This is a genomic window from Sphaerimonospora sp. CA-214678 (assembly GCF_050942215.1).
In the GTDB taxonomy this organism is placed as follows: domain Bacteria; phylum Actinomycetota; class Actinomycetes; order Streptosporangiales; family Streptosporangiaceae; genus Sphaerimonospora.
Window position 1 is genome coordinate 1,108,147 of sequence record NZ_CP192056.1, and the last position, 16,006, is coordinate 1,124,152.

Annotated in this window: 16 protein-coding genes; 7 read left to right on the forward strand and 9 right to left on the reverse strand. The window is 67.4% G+C overall.

The genetic code is table 11. From position 1 onward, the window contains the following. Positions 1–10: 10 nt before the first annotated feature. The 5 genes from ACQP1K_RS05270 (at position 11) to ACQP1K_RS05290 (ending at position 3,943) form a co-directional block, all read left to right on the forward strand. The gene (locus tag ACQP1K_RS05270) at positions 11–403 is read left to right on the forward strand and encodes a cytidine deaminase (protein ID WP_433499734.1); all 393 of its coding nucleotides are present in this window, start codon (positions 11–13) and stop codon (positions 401–403) included. Positions 404–415: 12 nt separating this feature from the next. Beyond that, a complete protein-coding gene (locus tag ACQP1K_RS05275; RefSeq protein ID WP_433499735.1) occupies positions 416–1,702 on the forward strand; it encodes a thymidine phosphorylase in 1,287 nt (428 codons plus the stop codon). A gap of 128 nt (positions 1,703–1,830) precedes the next feature. Beyond that, the gene (locus ACQP1K_RS05280; protein WP_433499736.1) at positions 1,831–2,184 is read left to right on the forward strand and encodes a cupin domain-containing protein; all 354 of its coding nucleotides are present in this window, start codon (positions 1,831–1,833) and stop codon (positions 2,182–2,184) included. A gap of 24 nt (positions 2,185–2,208) precedes the next feature. Then, a complete protein-coding gene (locus tag ACQP1K_RS05285; protein ID WP_433499737.1) occupies positions 2,209–3,345 on the forward strand; it encodes an adenosine deaminase in 1,137 nt (378 codons plus the stop codon). 1 nt (position 3,346) lies between these two features. After that, positions 3,347–3,943, forward strand: coding sequence for a hypothetical protein (locus ACQP1K_RS05290; RefSeq protein ID WP_433499738.1), 597 nt, complete (start codon positions 3,347–3,349; stop codon positions 3,941–3,943). A gap of 328 nt (positions 3,944–4,271) precedes the next feature. Here the strand turns inward: ACQP1K_RS05290 and ACQP1K_RS05295 are convergent, their stop codons facing one another. From ACQP1K_RS05295 to ACQP1K_RS05315, 5 genes are all read right to left on the reverse strand, one after another. Beyond that, positions 4,272–4,991, reverse strand: coding sequence for a S26 family signal peptidase (locus ACQP1K_RS05295; protein ID WP_433499739.1), 720 nt, complete (start codon positions 4,989–4,991; stop codon positions 4,272–4,274). Positions 4,992–5,030: 39 nt separating this feature from the next. Then, positions 5,031–5,558 carry a MauE/DoxX family redox-associated membrane protein gene (locus tag ACQP1K_RS05300; RefSeq protein WP_433499740.1) on the reverse strand — a complete coding sequence of 176 codons (528 nt, stop codon included), beginning with the start codon at positions 5,556–5,558 and terminating at the stop codon, positions 5,031–5,033. A 37-nt stretch (positions 5,559–5,595) separates the two neighbouring features. Continuing rightward, positions 5,596–6,399 carry a hypothetical protein gene (locus ACQP1K_RS05305; protein WP_433499741.1) on the reverse strand — a complete coding sequence of 268 codons (804 nt, stop codon included), beginning with the start codon at positions 6,397–6,399 and terminating at the stop codon, positions 5,596–5,598. 727 nt (positions 6,400–7,126) lie between these two features. Next, positions 7,127–8,017, reverse strand: coding sequence for an ABC transporter ATP-binding protein (locus tag ACQP1K_RS05310; protein WP_433499742.1), 891 nt, complete (start codon positions 8,015–8,017; stop codon positions 7,127–7,129). A gap of 54 nt (positions 8,018–8,071) precedes the next feature. Beyond that, positions 8,072–8,467: a hypothetical protein gene (locus ACQP1K_RS05315; protein WP_433499743.1), complete on the reverse strand. Its 396-nt coding sequence runs from the start codon at positions 8,465–8,467 to the stop codon at positions 8,072–8,074. A gap of 694 nt (positions 8,468–9,161) precedes the next feature. Here ACQP1K_RS05315 and ACQP1K_RS05320 point away from each other — a divergent pair. Continuing rightward, complete coding sequence (locus tag ACQP1K_RS05320; RefSeq protein ID WP_433499744.1) at positions 9,162–9,326, forward strand: hypothetical protein; 165 nt, start codon at positions 9,162–9,164, stop codon at positions 9,324–9,326. A gap of 24 nt (positions 9,327–9,350) precedes the next feature. On the opposite strand, the gene ACQP1K_RS05325 is transcribed toward ACQP1K_RS05320, so the two are convergent. From ACQP1K_RS05325 to ACQP1K_RS05335, 3 genes are all read right to left on the reverse strand, one after another. Beyond that, on the reverse strand, positions 9,351–10,991 hold the full coding sequence (locus tag ACQP1K_RS05325; protein WP_433499745.1) for a phospho-sugar mutase: 1,641 nt from the start codon (positions 10,989–10,991) through the stop codon (positions 9,351–9,353). Positions 10,992–11,075: 84 nt separating this feature from the next. Beyond that, positions 11,076–11,879 (reverse strand): purine-nucleoside phosphorylase, encoded by an 804-nt coding sequence (locus ACQP1K_RS05330; RefSeq protein ID WP_433499746.1) that lies wholly within the window; start codon positions 11,877–11,879, stop codon positions 11,076–11,078. A gap of 214 nt (positions 11,880–12,093) precedes the next feature. Then, entirely contained in the window at positions 12,094–12,546 is a 453-nt protein-coding gene (locus tag ACQP1K_RS05335) for a gamma-glutamylcyclotransferase (RefSeq protein WP_433499747.1), read from the reverse strand. A gap of 135 nt (positions 12,547–12,681) precedes the next feature. Between ACQP1K_RS05335 and ACQP1K_RS05340 the strand changes: the two genes are divergently transcribed. Next, positions 12,682–14,073 (forward strand): NAD(P)H-quinone dehydrogenase, encoded by a 1,392-nt coding sequence (locus tag ACQP1K_RS05340; protein WP_433499748.1) that lies wholly within the window; start codon positions 12,682–12,684, stop codon positions 14,071–14,073. 393 nt (positions 14,074–14,466) lie between these two features. Here ACQP1K_RS05340 and ACQP1K_RS05345 read toward each other — a convergent pair whose 3' ends face one another. Next, positions 14,467–15,852, reverse strand: coding sequence for a hypothetical protein (locus tag ACQP1K_RS05345; protein ID WP_433499749.1), 1,386 nt, complete (start codon positions 15,850–15,852; stop codon positions 14,467–14,469). Positions 15,853–16,006: the final 154 nt, after the last annotated feature.

Here is a 16,006-nt window from a genome sequence, read left to right on the forward strand (position 1 = left end):
GGGGAGCGACATGACGACGATCGACTGGGCGGCGCTGCAGACGGCGGCGAACGAGGCGATGACGCACGCGTACGCGCCGTACTCCAAGTTTCCGGTGGGCGCGGCGGCGCTGGTGGACGATGGCCGGGTGGTGACCGGCTGCAACGTGGAGAACGCGTCGTACGGCGTCGGACTGTGCGCGGAATGCGGCCTGGTCTCCGCGCTGCACGCGAGCGGGGGCGGCCGGCTGGTCGCCTTCACCTGCGTGGACGGGCATGGCGAGCTGCTGATGCCGTGCGGCCGCTGCCGTCAGCTGCTTCTCGAGCACGGGGGGCTTGACCTGCTGGTCGAGACGCCGGATGGTCCGATGCGCATGGCGGACATCCTGCCGTACGCCTTCGGGCCGGACGACTTGTCGCGATAGGGGATAGAGGGCATGGGTTTCGACGCGACAGAGGTCATCACCGCCAAGCGGGACCGCGGTGAGCTGTCCACGCCGCAGATCGACTGGGTGGTGGACGCCTACACGCGCGGCGAGGTGGCCGACGAGCAGATGTCCGCGCTGCTGATGGCCATCCTGCTCAACGGGATGAACCGCCGGGAGATCGCGGACTGGACCCAGGCCATGATCAGGTCGGGGGAGCGGATGGACTGGTCCGCCCTCGACCGGCCCACCGCGGACAAACACTCCACCGGCGGCGTCGGCGACAAGATCACCCTGCCGCTCGCCCCGCTCGTGGCCGCCTGCGGCGCGTACGTGCCGCAGCTGTCCGGCCGGGGACTCGGGCACACCGGCGGCACCCTGGACAAGCTCGAGTCCATCCCCGGCTGGCGGGCCTCCCTGTCGAACGACGAGATGCTGGGGGTCATCCGTACGGCCGGAGCCGTGGTCTGCGCGGCGGGCGCCGGGCTGGCCCCGGCCGACAAGAAGCTGTACGCGCTGCGGGACGTCACCGGCACGGTCGAGTCGATCCCGCTGATCGCCTCGTCGATCATGTCGAAGAAGATCGCGGAGGGCACGGGCTCGCTCGTGCTCGACGTCAAGGTCGGCTCCGGCGCGTTCATGAAGGACGTGGACAGCGCCCGTGAGCTGGCCAGGACCATGGTGGCCCTCGGCACCGACGCCGGGGTGCGCACGGTCGCCCTGCTCACCGCGATGGACCGGCCGCTCGGCAACGCCGTGGGCAACGCACTGGAGGTCGCCGAGGCCGTCGAGGTGCTCGCCGGCGGCGGCCCGGACGACGTGGTCGAGCTGACCGTACGGCTGGCCCGGGAGATGCTGGAGGCGGCCGGGATCGCCGGCGCCGGGGACCCGGAGGAGGCTCTGAAGGACGGCTCGGCGATGGACGTCTGGCGGCGCATGATCACCGCCCAGGGAGGCGACCCGGCCGCGCCGCTGCCGAAGGCCGCCGAGTTCCTGGAGATCACCGCACCGGCGTCGGGCGTGCTGACCCGGCTCGACGCCCTGTCGGTCGGCCTGGCGGCCTGGCGGCTCGGGGCGGGCCGGGCACGCAAGGAGGACCCGGTGTCCGCCGGGGCCGGGGTCACCCTGCACGCCAAGCCTGGGGAGACGGTGCGCGAGGGGCAGCCGCTGATGACGCTGCACGCGGACGAACCGACGAGGTTCGAGCGGGCAGTCGAGGCGCTGAACGGCGCCTACGAGATCGGCGCCTCGGCCGACCCCGGCCTGCTGCCGCTCGTCGTCGAGCGCGTCACCGCGTAGCCGCGACGGCACCGTCCTGGCCCGTCCGCTCGGCTCGCGACGGGAGCGTCGCCGTGCGGCTCGGTCTCTTCTCCGATCTCCGCGGCGAGGCATTGAACGCTCGCCGCCGGAGTTGCGAGACTGGCGGCATGGTGAAGAGGATCGACGGTCCCACCCGCATCCCGGTGCCGGGCGGCAAGGTCATAGACGAGTACGTCGGCCGGGTGAACAGCGGCGACGAGGGAGTCTCCATCGCGCACATGGTCGCCCCGCCCGGCTGGCAGGAACCGGCCCAGACCCCCGAGTTCGCGGAGTACACACTGGTGCTCAAGGGGTCGGTCGTGGTCGAGCACGCCGGGGGCACCACGGTCGTCGCCGCGGGTCAGGCGTTCGTCAGCGAGCCAGGAGAGAAGATCCGGTACGCCTCCGGGCCTTCCGGAGCCGAATACGTCGCCGTCTGTCTGCCCGCGTTCTCCCCCGACACGGCGCACCGGGAGGAATGACCCCGTCGAGGATAGGATTGCCTGATGAGCGACCGGATCGGGGTGGGGAACGTGAGCCGCTTGCCCAGCCTTCAGGAGATTGGCAAAGCGCCCAAGGTGCTTCTGCACGACCATCTGGACGGCGGGCTGCGCACCGCGACGATCATCGATCTGGCCCGTGAGCGCGGTCATGTCCTGCCCTCCGGCGATCCGGACAATCTAGCCGACTGGTTCAGGGACGCGTCCGACTCGGGCTCACTCGATCGTTACCTGGAGACGTTCGCTCACACGGTCGGCGTGATGCAGTCTCGCGAGGCCCTCATCAGGGTCGCGGCCGAGTGCGCGCAGGACCTCGCCGACGACGGCGTGGTGTACGCCGAGGTCAGGTTCGCCCCGGAGCAGCACAGCGAGGGCGGTCTCACACTGGACGAGGTCGTGGAGGCCGTGCTGGAGGGCTTCCGCCGGGGCTCCGCCGGATCGGACGGCCGGCCGCGGATCAGGGTCGGCACGCTGCTCACCGCGATGCGTCACCGGGCCCGCTCCAGGGAGATCGCCGAACTGGCCGTGCGCTACCGCGACGTCGGCGTGGTCGGCTTCGACATCGCCGGGGCCGAGGCGGGATATCCGCCCACACGCCATCTGGACGCGTTCGAATACCTGCAGCGGGAGAACGCCCACTTCACCATCCACGCCGGCGAGGCGTTCGGGCTGCCGTCGATCTGGCAGGCCATCCAGTGGTGTGGCGCCGACCGCCTGGGGCACGGCGTGCGGATCATCGACGACATCACCGCGCCGGGCATCGGGCCCGACGGCTCGGGCGACGGAGAGGCCAAGCTCGGGCGGCTGGCGGCCTATGTCCGGGACAAGCGGATTCCGCTGGAGATGTGCCCCACGTCGAACGTGCAGACGGGCGCTGCCCCGTCGATCGCCGAGCACCCGATCGGCCTGCTGCGCAGGCTCTACTTCCGGGTGACGGTCAACACCGACAACCGGCTGATGAGCGGGACGAGTCTGTCGCTGGAGTTCGCCAAGCTCGTGGAGGCCTTCGGCTACGACTGGGACGACCTGCAGTGGTTCACGGTCAACGCGATGAAGTCCGCTTTCATCCCGTTCGACGAGCGGCTGGCGCTGATCAACGGCGTGATCAAGCCCGGCTTCGCCCACCTGAAGTGGCAGGCCTGAGATGGACGGGCCGAAGGACGAGGTCTTCCGGTCGAAGGTCGCCTGGGTCTTCGGCTGGCTCTGGCTGGCGTTCGCCGCGTGGAACACCTTCGACCTGATCGCCCGCGGCTCGATGCCCTCGGCGCTGATCGCCGGAGCGGTGCTGGGCGTCATAACGGCGCTGGTCTTCCTCATGGCGATGCGCCCGGCGATCGTGCTGGAGGACGGCGGCGTGCGCATCCGCAATCCGCTGCGTAACGCGTACATCCCGTGGAACGCGATCGGCGATGTGATCGTGACCAACGCGATCGTCATCGAGGCCGGACGCACCACGGTCCGGTGCTGGACACCGCAGACCACCGCCAGGGAACGGGCCAGAGCCTCGGCACGCGCGGCCAAGGCCGCCTCCTCGGCCGACGCGTCCCGCACCGATCGGGCGGTGGCCGAGGCGGTCGGCACGCGTACGCACGCCGACTGGGTGGCCCACCGGATCACCGAGACGGGCGCGATGCGGCAGGACGCCTCGTCGGGTGAGACCTCGGTCACCTGGTCGCCCGTCGCGCTCGCCGTCACCGCAGCCGCGGTCGCCCTGGTGGCAGTGACGATCGTCCTCTCCTGAGGCGTTCCTCTGCGGCGGTTGTTATCAGGTGGTCGGCCGTTGGCAATGCCACCAGCCCCCAGACCGCCCGCCTTGTCCCGACCTTAGCTGTCCCACACTCGAGGCAGATGCTCTTCACCAGCCACAGTCCTCGTCCGCCTCCTCTATGGGCGCTGACCACCCGAGGCTGGGAAGTCCTTGGTCCCGTTCTGTACTTCATCCAGACGGAGTGAACGGCCTTCCACCTCGGCGTGCTGGACGGCGAGTTCGACGCGACCTCGGCTGACCGGCGAAGCCTGAGAACCAAGGATACCCGGACTATCGGAGTGCCGAAGTTGGAGTGCTTCACTTACCGCTCCAGGGAAAGGCTTCGGTGTACCACTCCCAGGACACGCTCCAGAGGGAAATATCCAAATTTTCGCGAATCGAAGCTATCTTCTTTATTATCCCCAAGGAGCAGCAGCATTCCCGCCGGTACGCGCCCCGACGCCGAATACCCTACGAGGTCGGGCAGGGTGTCGGGCACCGGGTCTCCCGGCACCGCGGCAACACGTTTGACCATCCAGCTCCGTCCGGTGATCGATCCTGTCTTTCCCCTAGCCGGTATCGCAGGTTTGTTCCATTCCCTCTGACTACCGTGAAGCCAGCGTTCGACTACGACGACCTGCCCCACGGAGGGAACACCGCCCGTGCGATACGCGAGAACGCGATCGCCGTCCCGGTAGGCCGGCTCCATACTCCTTCCGCGGATGATGACGGCAACCAACCTGCTTCCGCGAAGCAGATACCAGGCACCGGCCCCGGACCACACGGCCAGCAACGCGGCGCATATCGCCGCAATCGGCCACTGCCTCGAATAGGCGGAGGCATACGCCCCCGCCGTCAGGAGAGCACCGATGGCCAGCAAGGCAATGAGCAGGAGTTTCGCTTGGTACCGGTATATTCCTGCTGTGCCGGATTGCGGTTCGGCGGGCAGCGGGATCCTGAACGACTCATCTCCCAGCGGAAGGTCATCCACGTGATAGACGCGCTGCCCGGGGATCTTCCGTGGACCCTGCCAGTCAGCCATCTCGTTGCTCGCCCCCTTCTGACGACATCCCTGTGTCAACTACTCGAACAGTTCGATGATCTCGTCGAACTTAGTGGTCAACGCCCCGAAGACGCTGCCTCCGGACAGCGCTATGCATATACCGGCGACCTCTGAAGCGGTCCCAGCTTCAGCGGTCCCCATGACCAGAGCTCCCACCAGGCAGGCCACGACGAGCAGGACGTTCCGCAAGACGTGCCGGACTCTCAGGGGTACCGAAGACCCACCGAAACAGCGGCATGAGGCTTGGCGACGGCTTCGCAGCACCTGAACTATGCCGATCGCGAAGACCGTGAGCAACGCCGCTGCGATGGCGAATGCAATCACGTTCGCCGTGGCGTTCGGAACCGCCATCAGAACGACGATTGTCAGTTCGGCGACCAGGATCGCGAAAGCGGACATGGACAGTAGTCGATCCGGAATCAGCCGTGTCTCTCGCAACGACTCGATGAACGCACGTCGGCTGCCCGAGTTGATTCCTTTGCCGAGAAAAGACACCAGGAAGACCACACCGATGAAGCATCGGCTTGCGATAGCGAAATAGTACATATCAGCCTCGAGATCAGGAGTTTAGAAGCTTCTGCACCTATCGGCTAGCCCCTTCGAGGAGCCGCGCGGGCCTTCGGCTGCTTGGCACCGACATCCGCGGGTCGCGGAGACTGCCCAGACCTGCGGCCATGCAGGCAAGGGGAATGGCAGGCAGGACATATCGGTGGTCGAAGTCCAAGGCCGCTACCGGGGCGACGAGCAATATCGCCGCCGTCGCCCAGGAGAGGAAGGAGCGCCCATTGCGCAGGCCTAGAGCGCCCAGCAGGAAGATGACCGCAAGAAAAGGCCCGCGAAGGTAGGCGGGATACTGGTACCAGCGCAGGAACCCCGCGTACGGCTCCACCGCATTGTCTCCGCCGTCGGCAGTCGGCGCATACCTGTGCAATGCGGTACTCGCCCAGTCAGGCACAGAGTCCGGCATGCGGTCACCCGCGAATCCGAACGCCGGAGTGGTCCGCGGAGGGTAGCGCACGGGTGTCCAGTGGAAGGCGAAGGCGACCTGCGTCGCGACTGTCCTCACATAGTCCGCAGGCTGGGCAAGTATGGCGCGAATCGCGAACGACTGTGCTAGAGCATCGTTCTCTTTTCGGCCTCCGGGCATGCTGTTGAGGGGGGAATCGGATGCCCAAAAGTACCCTTCCGCGGCCTCTTGCTTGGCCCCGTTCGGGCACAGCGGTGCCTCTTCAGCGGGAGGTTTGATCTCAGCGCAGTTCGCGAACGTCATCGTTCTTGCCCAAAGTGCGGAGCCACTTCCGCGAACAAGGGTGAACCGGCCGTATTCCGTTCTGTACCAGGTCGCGTAGAGACCCAGCGGAATTGCGCTGGCGAGGGTGATCGCCACGACTGGCCGCCACCCGATCCGGCGTGCAGTTATGTACAAAACGGCTAGGAGGAGTAAGGGAAGACCGATCGTCCGGGTTAGCGTAGCCCAGGCGAGAAGTAATCCCGCAGCTATGCATGCCCGGTTGGAGGGCGCTGGTGCCCAGCTCAACAACACGGTCGCCGCGACGACCAGAAATATGAACAGAGCGTCACCGAGTACGGCGTGCTCGAGACGAAGAAAGGATGCGTCGAACAAGCCGGGAAGAGAAGCAAGTGTGGCACCCCATGCGGGTAGTCCCTTGTGCCGGAGAAGTGCGTATACGAGCACCCCCACCATCAGTCCCAGAAAGTGCTGAAATCCGACGACGACCTCTATTCGATGAAATGGAAGAAGTAGGTGGAGTAGGATAGGGTAGCCACTCGGATTCAATTCTTCACGTGGTGAGAGTCGTAACGCGAGCTGCATGTAGGTATACGAGTCATACCAATAGATGCGGCCGGGTCGATAGCCGAGCATGGTAACTACGCGAAGTAGGCAGGCCAGTATGGCAGTGACCAGAAACAGCCGATGAAAGGCGATGATGTGCCGTAATCGGGTGGTCGGCATAGGCGCCTTTGTCAAAATCTTAATAGCTAGCTTCATCGAAGATGTCCAATCGTGCAGATGAGAGGTTTTTGAAGGGAAAGTGGGTGCTTCCCGGACATGTTAGGTTATGGCAATCGGAGTATGAATCTAGTTTAGTTGTCTATCTCTCCAGTAGCTCGTCATTCGTCTCCATTTGGTAGCCCGATGCCTGGAGTCTGAAGAGCTTGGCGTATTCCCCGTTGAGGGACATCAGGGTGTCGTGATTTCCTTCTTCGGTGATGATTCCGTCGGAGAGAATTACGATCCGGTCGGCTTCCCGGACTGTGCTGAGCCGATGAGAGATCAGGATGCTCGTTTTGGTCCGGTGCTTTTTGAGCGCGAGATGAATCTCATGCTCAGCCTTAGCATCCAAGCCGGACGAAGGCTCGTCGAGGATCATGAGGTCCCGGTCGTTACGCATCAGTGCGCGGGCCAATGCGAGTCGCTGCCATTGGCCCCCCGAGAGCACCACACCCGTTTCCTGATTCTCTTTCTCGGACTCCGAGAAGAAGATGCGGGTCAGCAGCGTGCGATATCCACGCGGTAGTCTCGTTATCGCATTGTGGACCCCGGCAAGCTTAGCTGCGTCCTGAATCCGAGCTTCGTCGTCAATGACCTTCAGATTTCCCACAGCGATGTTCTCTGCCGCTGTCATGCTGTAGTCCATGTGGTCCTGAAAAGTGACGCCGATCCGCTGGCGTAGTTCCGTCACGTCTGCGTCACGGATGTCCACGCCATCCCAGAGGATTGCACCGTGCTCAGGATCGTAGAACCGGCACAGAAGCTTTATTAGGGTGGACTTTCCCACACCGTTCAGGCCGACGACGGCTAGAGCCTTCCCGGTCGGAATGCGGATGTTGACCCCCCGCAATAGCCACGGGTGGTTCTCGGAATATCTGAACCAGACGTCGCGTAGCTCGATGCCCTGCCTAAGTGGCGGGACCGAAAGTGGATGGGAGGGCAGAGGAAGGTCGGGTTCGGCGTCTGCCACCGCGACGTAGTGACCGAACATGGACAATTCCAGATAGAAGGAGGCGATGTCTCTAGCGAGTGCCTGGAGCGCGGCCTAAGTTCCCGTCATCGCGGCGATGAGCATGGTGATGTCGCCGGCTGAGAGTTGGCCCTGCCGCGCCGCGTTCACCGCCCACAGCAGTCCGGCGCCCCACACAGTGGCAGTCAGCCCCGACAGGCCGCCCTGGACCAACAGGTCGCGCCGGTCCAGATCGCGTCGGGCGGCGTCGATGACACGCCGCTCAGCTAGCAGGCGCTTCTGGAAGAAGGCTCCGGCAGCGAACAGTCTGATCTCTTTCGCCGCTTCCACGCTTGAGAGCAGGTCACCGTAGAACATCTCCCGGCGTTCCAGCGGCCCAATACGCCAGGCGACCTTCGTGTAACGCCTTGACATGGCCATTTCACCAATGAGGATCGGAACGGCGGCTAGGACGATGACACTGGTCAGCACGGGGTTAATCAGAAATAGAGAGCCGAGGAATCCCAAGATTGTGATGCTGTCTGCAGATAGGCTGGCGCCACCTACGGTGTTTCCATCCATCAGTAACAGTCATGGTTGAACCTTTCCTTGCACCCTCTCCCATTGACCGTTTTATTCTAGTGACGAATCCGTCAACTCCACATAAAGTCGGACTTACCGATCGTCTCGGAAGCGGGGTCTCTCGCTGCCTTGCTGGGACCTTCTGTCGGGTTTCGCAGTCCCGACCCAATGGTGTTTTTCCGGCAAGATTGAACCGGACAATAGGGATCTCCGGGAGAACTAACCGCATTGTGGTGGACATGTGAGCGAACAGAAGAGGGCATAGGGTGCGAAGCCCTGTGGAAAGATGAACTCGCGGGAGGTCAATCACAGGAGGATGGGGGATCGCATGAATCCTCGCCCGACGGGTATCGGCCACCAAACCCGCCCTGGCCACGCAGGTGATCGCCGCCGCGTTGGACGCCGGGATCGACGCGCCCTGGGTGCTTGATGCGGCTGAACCGGTGTCTCACCCGACGAGGCGTCCCGCCGGACCGCACTCGTCTCGGCCCCGAAGTAAGGACGCAGGCTTCGTGCGGTGAGTAGCACTCTATCCGCTCGTTGTTCGTAGTTGATCGGGCTGAGGCGGTTCGGGGTGGAGTGTCTCCTTCGGGTGTTGTAGCCGGTGATCTATCGGAAGACCACCAGCCGGGCTTGGCGAGCCGGGGAGCGGCCTCTGGCGCCCTGGAGCGTCTCGCGCTTCAGCGGCTCGGTCGCCTGGTCGCCCGTCGCGCTCGCGGTCACCGCGGCCGCGGTCGCCCTGGTGGTGGTGACGATCGTCCTCTCCTGAGGCGGCTCCTCAGGCGGCTCCTGATCAGTGCAGGCCGAGGGCTGCGGCGAGGTCCTTCTTGAGCGCCTCCAGGTCCTCGGCGGCGCGTGCCCTGGCCCCGGCCACGGAGTCTTCGACCGGGACGACGATCTCCAGGTAGCACTTGAGCTTGGGCTCGGTGCCGCTGGGCCGTACGACCACGCGGGCGCCGCCGCTCAGGCGGTAGCGCAGGCCGTCGGTGGGCGGCAGCCCGGCCACGCCCTCGGCCAGGTCCTCGGCCGACTCCACCACGCGACCGGCGAGCTCGGCCGGCGGCTCGACGCGCAGCCGGGTCATGGCGCGGCGGATCTCCGCGAGGTCCGTCACCCGGAACGAGAGCTGCGCGGTGGCATGCAGGCCGTACCGCCTGGCCTGGTCGTCCAGCAGGTCGAGCAGCGTCCGCCCGGACCGCTTGGCCTCGGCGGCCAGACCGGCGACGGCGAGGGCGGCGCCGATGCCGTCCTTGTCGCACACGGGCAGGCCCTCATCGGAGCCGACGCTGTACCCGAGCGCCTCCTCGTACCCGAAGACCAGACCGGGACCGGCCTTCATGATCCACTTGAAGCCGGTGAGGGTCTCGGTCCGGCGCACGCCGTACGCGGCCGCGATCTCGGCGAGCAGCGACGACGACACGATCGTCGTGGCGACCAGGCGGTCGTCGCCGGAGGTGTGCCGCAGCACGTGCTCGGCCAGCAGGCCGCCCACCTCGTCGCCCGTGAGCATGCGGTACCCGCCCTCAGGCAGCGGAGTGCCGACGGCGCACCTGTCCGCGTCCGGGTCGTTGGCCAGCACCAGGTCGGCGCCGATCGAGGCGGCCAGGCCGAGCGCGAGGTCCATCGCGCCGGGTTCCTCCGGATTGGGGAACGCCACGGTCGGGAAGTCGGGGTCCGGCTCGGCCTGACGGCCGACCACGCGCGGCGCGGCGAACCCCGCGCGCTCGAACGCCTCGGCGAGGACGCCGTACCCGACCCCGTGCAGCGGCGTGTACGCGATCACCAGCTCCCTGGCCGCGCCGACCGGGAGGGCGGCCAGGGCCTCCAGGTACGGAACGACGATCGCGTCGTGGTCGAGCGTCTCCCAGCCGTGGCCGAGGGGAAGCTCGTCCACCCGGCCGACGGCGTCGATCGCCTGGGAGATCTCGCGATCGATCGGCGGGACGATCTGCGCGCCGTCCCCCCAGTAGACCTTGTAGCCGTTGTCCCGTGGCGGGTTGTGCGAGGCGGTCACCATGACGCCCGCGTCCGCCCCCAGGTGGCGTACGGCGAACGCCAGCACCGGGGTCGGCCATCTGCCGTCCATCACCGAGACGCGCAGGCCGGCCCCCGTGAGCACGGCGGCGGTGTCCGCCGCGAACACGTCCGACATGTGGCGTGCGTCGAAGCCGACGACCACGTGCCCGCCCGGCCCGAGCACGCGGGCCAGCCCGGCGGCGGTCCGCATCACCGTGACGCGGTTCATCCGGTTCGGGCCGGCGCCCAGCTCGCCGCGCAGGCCGGCCGTACCGAACTCGAGCCTGTCGCGGAACCGGTCGGCCAGCGCGGCCGTGTCCCGGCGACCGAGGATGTCCGCCAACTCCGCCCGGGTCAGCGGGTCGGGATCCTGGGCGAGCCACTCACGGGCGATCCGGACCAGGTCGTCGGTGGTCAAAGCGCGTTCCCCCTGAGTCATCCTCCGGTCGTGTCCCGACAAATCATGCCCGGCAGGCCGACAGGGCACCCGGTGGACATCTGCCTAAAGCTTGTCGACCACCTTGGCGAGGAGGGCGCCCATCCGGGTGGCGGTGGCCCGGCCCACCGCGAGGACCTCCTCGTGGTCGAGCGGCTCGCCGGTCAGGCCGGCGCCCGGGTTGGTGACCAGGGAGATGCCGAGGATCTCGGCGCCGGCCTCCCGCGCCGCGATCGCCTCGAGCACGGTGGACATGCCGATCAGGTCCCCGCCGAGCGTGCGGAGCATGCGGATCTCGGCCGGCGTCTCGTACGTCGGCCCGCGGAACGCCACGTAGACGCCCTCGGCCAGCGACGGGTCCACCTCGCGGGCGAGGGCGCGCAGCCGCCGGCTGTAGACCTCGGTCAGGTCGACGAACGTCGCGCCGGTGATCGGGTTGCTCCCGGTCATGTTGATGTGGTCGCTGATCAGGATGGGCTCGCCGACCCGCTGCGTCTCCGGCCGCAGGCCGCCGGCGGCGTTGGTCAGCACGACGGCGCGTACGCCGGTGGCGGTCGCCGTACGGACTCCGTGGACCACGGCCTCCACGCCGCGGCCCTCGTAGAGGTGCGTGCGTCCGAGGAAGATCAGCGCGTTCAGGCCCGCGCCGGTCCGTACCGCGCGGAGGGCGCCCGCGTGCCCGGCGACGGCGGGCGGGGTGAAACCGGGAAGCTTCGTCACGGGGAACTCGGCGATGGTCTCGCCGATGGCGTCGGCGGCCGGTACCCATCCCGAGCCCATGACGAGGGCCACATCGAAGGAACCGACGCCGGTGAGGTTGCGCAGGGTGCTCGCGGCCTCGGCCGCCAGGGCATATGGGTCGTTGGTCACACCAGTGAGGGTACAGAAGCCGTCCGACCCCCCCACCCCCGTGGTGATCTTGCAGTTGCTCGCAGGAGCCGCCCCGAGCTGGAAGAATACCTCCCGTGATCTTGCAGAAACTCGCACCCAAGGCCGCTGACCTGGGCGATCGTCATACGTGATCTTGCAGAGGTACGGCACGCGGGACGACGCGGGGGAGAACGAGGAACCGGGCGGTGTGCGGTCAGTCACCCAGCGACTTGCACGGGCGGTTGCGCAGGCCGGTGACGTAGTCGTCGGGGGCACCGGCCTTCTCGGCGGCCTCGGCCAGGATGCCCAGGTAACGCGCGGACGGCAGGCCGCCCTCATAGGAGTCGAGGACGTAGGTCCAGGCCAGTACGTCGCCCTCCAGGGTCGCGACGCGGAGCCGTACCTTGCGGTAGATGCCGAGATCGGTGCCCATCCACTCGTCGAGGGAGGCCTCGTCCCACTCCGGCACGTCGTAGAGCACGACGAACACCTGGTCGTCGGGGTCTTCGACGATGGTCGTGAGCGCGCCCTCCCAGCTGACGTCCTCCCCGCCGAAGGTCAGCCGCCAGCCCGCGAACCAGCCGGTTCCTCGCATGGGCGAGTGGGGGGCCCACTCGGCCATCTGCTTCGGGTCCATGTTGCTGCCGTAGGCGGCGTAAACAGGCACGGCACACAAGCGTAATCCAAGATGCCCGGTCTTCGCCGACGGGATCGCTTACGACGTGCCGCCGGAGACGGATTCGGTACGGCCGGACCGGGTGAACAGGGAATGGGCGCGTAAGAATGCGGGACAATAGGATACGTGACGAGGATTGTGATCATTGGTGGCGGTCCCGGCGGGTACGAGGCGGCGCTGGTGGCCGCGCAACTGGGTGCACAGGTCACCGTGGTCGAACGGGACGGCCCCGGCGGCGCCTGCGTGCTCACCGACTGCGTGCCGTCCAAGACCCTGATCGCCACCTCCGTCCGAAAACAGGCGCTGCTCGACGCGTCATCGGTCGGCGTCCAGTACGACGGCGGCTCTGACGGCGAGACCGGAGGCGTCATCGCCGACATGCGCCTGGTGAACAGGCGTGTGAAAGAGCTGGCGCACGCGCAGTCCGCCGACGTCAGGGCACGGCTCGCCGCCGAGGGCGTGGAGGTGATCCACGCCGAGGGGCGGCTCGTCGACCCCCAGGTGGTACGCGCGGGCGACCGGACGATCCGGGCCGACGTCGTCATCGTCGCCACCGGCGCCCACCCCCGTGTGCTGCCCGGCGCCGAGCCGGACGGGGAGCGCATCCTGTCCTGGCGGCAGCTGTACGACCTGCGGGAACTGCCCGAGCATCTGATCGTCGTCGGGTCGGGGGTGACCGGCGCCGAGTTCGCCGGCGCGTACCAGTCGCTCGGCTCCCAGGTGACGCTGGTCTCCTCCCGGGACCGGATGATGCCGAACGAGGACGCCGACGGGGCCGAGGTGCTGGAGGAGGTCTACCGGCGTCGCGGCATGAACGTCTTGGGCAGATCGCGGGCCGCCTCGGTCAAGCGCACTGCCGACGGAGTCGTGGTCACGCTGGAGGACGGCAGGACCGCCGAGGGCAGTCACTGCCTGATGACCGTCGGCATGGTGCCCAACACGGCCGGGATCGGCTTGGAGGACAACGGCGTACGGCTCGACCGGGGCGGGTTCATCGAGGTCGACAAGGTGTCCAGGACCTCGGCTCCCGGGATCTACGCGGCCGGCGACTGCACGGGCGTGCTGATGCTGGCGTCCGTCGCCGCCATGCAGGGCAGGATCGCCGTCTGGCACGCACTCGGCGAGGCCGTCCAGCCCATCCGGCTGGCCACGGTCGCCGCCAACATCTTCACCGACCCCGAGATCGCCAACGTCGGGGTGTCGCAGCAGCAGATCGAGTCCGGCGAAATCGGCGCCAACGTCGTGAAGCTGCCCCTGGCGACCAATGCGCGGGCCAAGATGCAGGGGTTCAACGACGGGTTCGTGAAGCTCTTCTGCCGGCCCAACACGGGCATCGTGCTCGGCGGCGTCGTGGTGGCCCCCCGAGCGTCGGAGCTGATCCTCGCGGTGTCCGTCGCCGTGCAGCAGCGGCTCACCGTCGATCAGCTCGCGCACACGTTCGCGGTGTACCCGTCGCTGTCGGGTTCCATCACCGAGGCGGCCAGGCGCCTCATGTCGCCGCTCACCACCACCATCTGACCACTCGCACGCGGCGAGGCACCGGTGGGCGGGCATCGGCGGAGCGTCGGTAGGGCGTTCATGGGGGTCGGCGGGTTCGCCGCCGGTGCCCGGACACGGCGACGCCGTGATCTCACACCCGGTCGAGTGCAAGATCACGGCGGATGAAGTTGCAGGTGGCGGGCCCTCCCTGCGAGTTTCTGCAAGATCACGAATGGTATCCGTCCTGGTGAGCGGGAATCGCTGCGAGTATTCGCAAGATCACGCGGGGGAGGGGGTGGGGCCGGATATCGCCGGTCGGCGGCCACCCGGCCCCTTCGCCGCTACCGATCCCCTGGGGTCACCGGTCCCATTGGGGTTAGTGGTCCCCTTGGGGTTACCGGTTCTTTCGGTGGCTACCGGTCCGCTCGGGGGTCACCAGTCGCCGCCGCCGAAATCGCCACCGCCGAAGTCGCTGCCGCCACCCCAGTCGCCGCCGCCGAAACCTCCGCCGCCGAAGTCACCGCCGCCCCAGTCGTCGCCGCCGCCACCACCGGCCTCGACGCCCGCCGCGTAGCCCGCGCCGTAGCCGCCCCAGCCGCCGCCGAAGGCGTGGCCGAGCATGGTGCCGACCATCATGCCGGTCAGCAGGTCGCCGCCGAAGCCGCCGTAGTACCCGTAGGCGTACGGCTGGTAGGCCGGGCCCGCGTCCCAGTACGGCCTGCGCTCGCCGTTGACCATGACCTCGCGCATCTGCGGGTCGAAGCCACGCTCCACCGCCTCGGCGTCCGCCGCGCAGGCGGGTACGTCGCGGAGCGCGCCGCCGGGCGGGGCCCACCGCACGTTGCGGACCGACGGGCCGTGCTGCGGGTTGAAGAAGCACGGGGGCAGGCGCTCGGGCAGCGGCTGGTCGTTCACCCGGGCCTTGACACAGGCCAGCGCGTAGCGGCCGTCCTCCAGCGTCGAGGTCACCGTGCGCAGCTCGTCCGCGCGCTGCACCGCGGCCAGCTCGTTCTTGGCCTGCTCGTAGGAGTCGAGTGCGCGCTGCCAGTCGGCCGCCGTCTCCGCCTGCGGCAGCATCTTCACGTCCATGTCGAGGGCGGTGATCTCCTCACCGAACTTGGTGACGTCCTCCTCGACCGTCTGCTTCACCGCGGCGAGCTCGGCCGCCTCGCGCTCCTCACGCCTGCGCTTGTTGCGGCGAGCGATCATCCACAGCCCGGCTCCGCCCACGACCGCGATGCCCAGGATGCCGACGAGCACGCCTGTGCCGCCGCCTCCACCGACCGTGGTTCCCTGCTTACGCGCCCCGCTGACATCGCCGTCCTTGACCATGTTGACCCGGTTGACGAAGTCCTGCATGCCGGTGACGAGGTCGGTGTTGGCGTTGGTGGAGAGCTTGGCCAACGTGCCCGCCGCGTTCTTGGGCAGGTCGTTCGATCCGGCGAACAGGCTGGTCCCGTCGAGCACCGCCACGGTCGCCTTCGACCGGCCCGCCTTGTCGAGCTCGGTCAGCAGCTGTGGGATATAGGTACTGATCTGGGCGGTGGTCACGGTGCCGTCGGGCAGTGCGGCCACATAGATCGGGGCCTTCGACTCCTTCAGCGCCTCGCGGAGCCCGTTCTGCTGGGTGGACGACAGCGGCGATCCGCTCATCGCATAGAAGTGATCCTGACTGTTCTTCCACGACGCGACGACGGTGGCCGGGTCCGGCGGAGCGGCGGCGTACGCAGACGGGACCGTGGCGATCAGCGCGAACATGCTGATGACCAGCGCCGCCACGGCGCTGCCCGCACGGCCCAGCGGGGTTTTCTTGGTCACGGCTTTAAGCCTCCTTCGCCCTTCTGGACGAACGGCGGTGTGCGATGGTTCCTCTTTCCGGCAACGCTATCCGCTGAAGCACGCCCCGCGTCGGGCCGCTTTCCCGTTCCAAACGAACGCGCCCCGGGAAATCTCCCGGGGCGCGCCTCCTCGG

Bases quoted from the DNA above. Each gene is read 5' to 3' on its own strand.
- ACQP1K_RS05285 (WP_433499737.1), top strand. From the start codon at position 2,209: ATGAGCGACCGGATCGGGGTGGGGAACGTGAGCCGCTTGCCCAGCCTT.
- ACQP1K_RS05275 (WP_433499735.1), top strand. From the start codon at position 416: ATGGGTTTCGACGCGACAGAGGTCATCACCGCCAAGCGGGACCGCGGT.
- ACQP1K_RS05270 (WP_433499734.1), top strand. From the start codon at position 11: ATGACGACGATCGACTGGGCGGCGCTGCAGACGGCGGCGAACGAGGCG.
- ACQP1K_RS05290 (WP_433499738.1), top strand. From the start codon at position 3,347: ATGGACGGGCCGAAGGACGAGGTCTTCCGGTCGAAGGTCGCCTGGGTC.
- ACQP1K_RS05300 (WP_433499740.1), bottom strand. From the start codon at position 5,558: ATGTACTATTTCGCTATCGCAAGCCGATGCTTCATCGGTGTGGTCTTC.
- ACQP1K_RS05310 (WP_433499742.1), bottom strand. From the start codon at position 8,017: ATGTTCGGTCACTACGTCGCGGTGGCAGACGCCGAACCCGACCTTCCT.
- ACQP1K_RS05280 (WP_433499736.1), top strand. From the start codon at position 1,831: ATGGTGAAGAGGATCGACGGTCCCACCCGCATCCCGGTGCCGGGCGGC.
- ACQP1K_RS05295 (WP_433499739.1), bottom strand. From the start codon at position 4,991: ATGGCTGACTGGCAGGGTCCACGGAAGATCCCCGGGCAGCGCGTCTAT.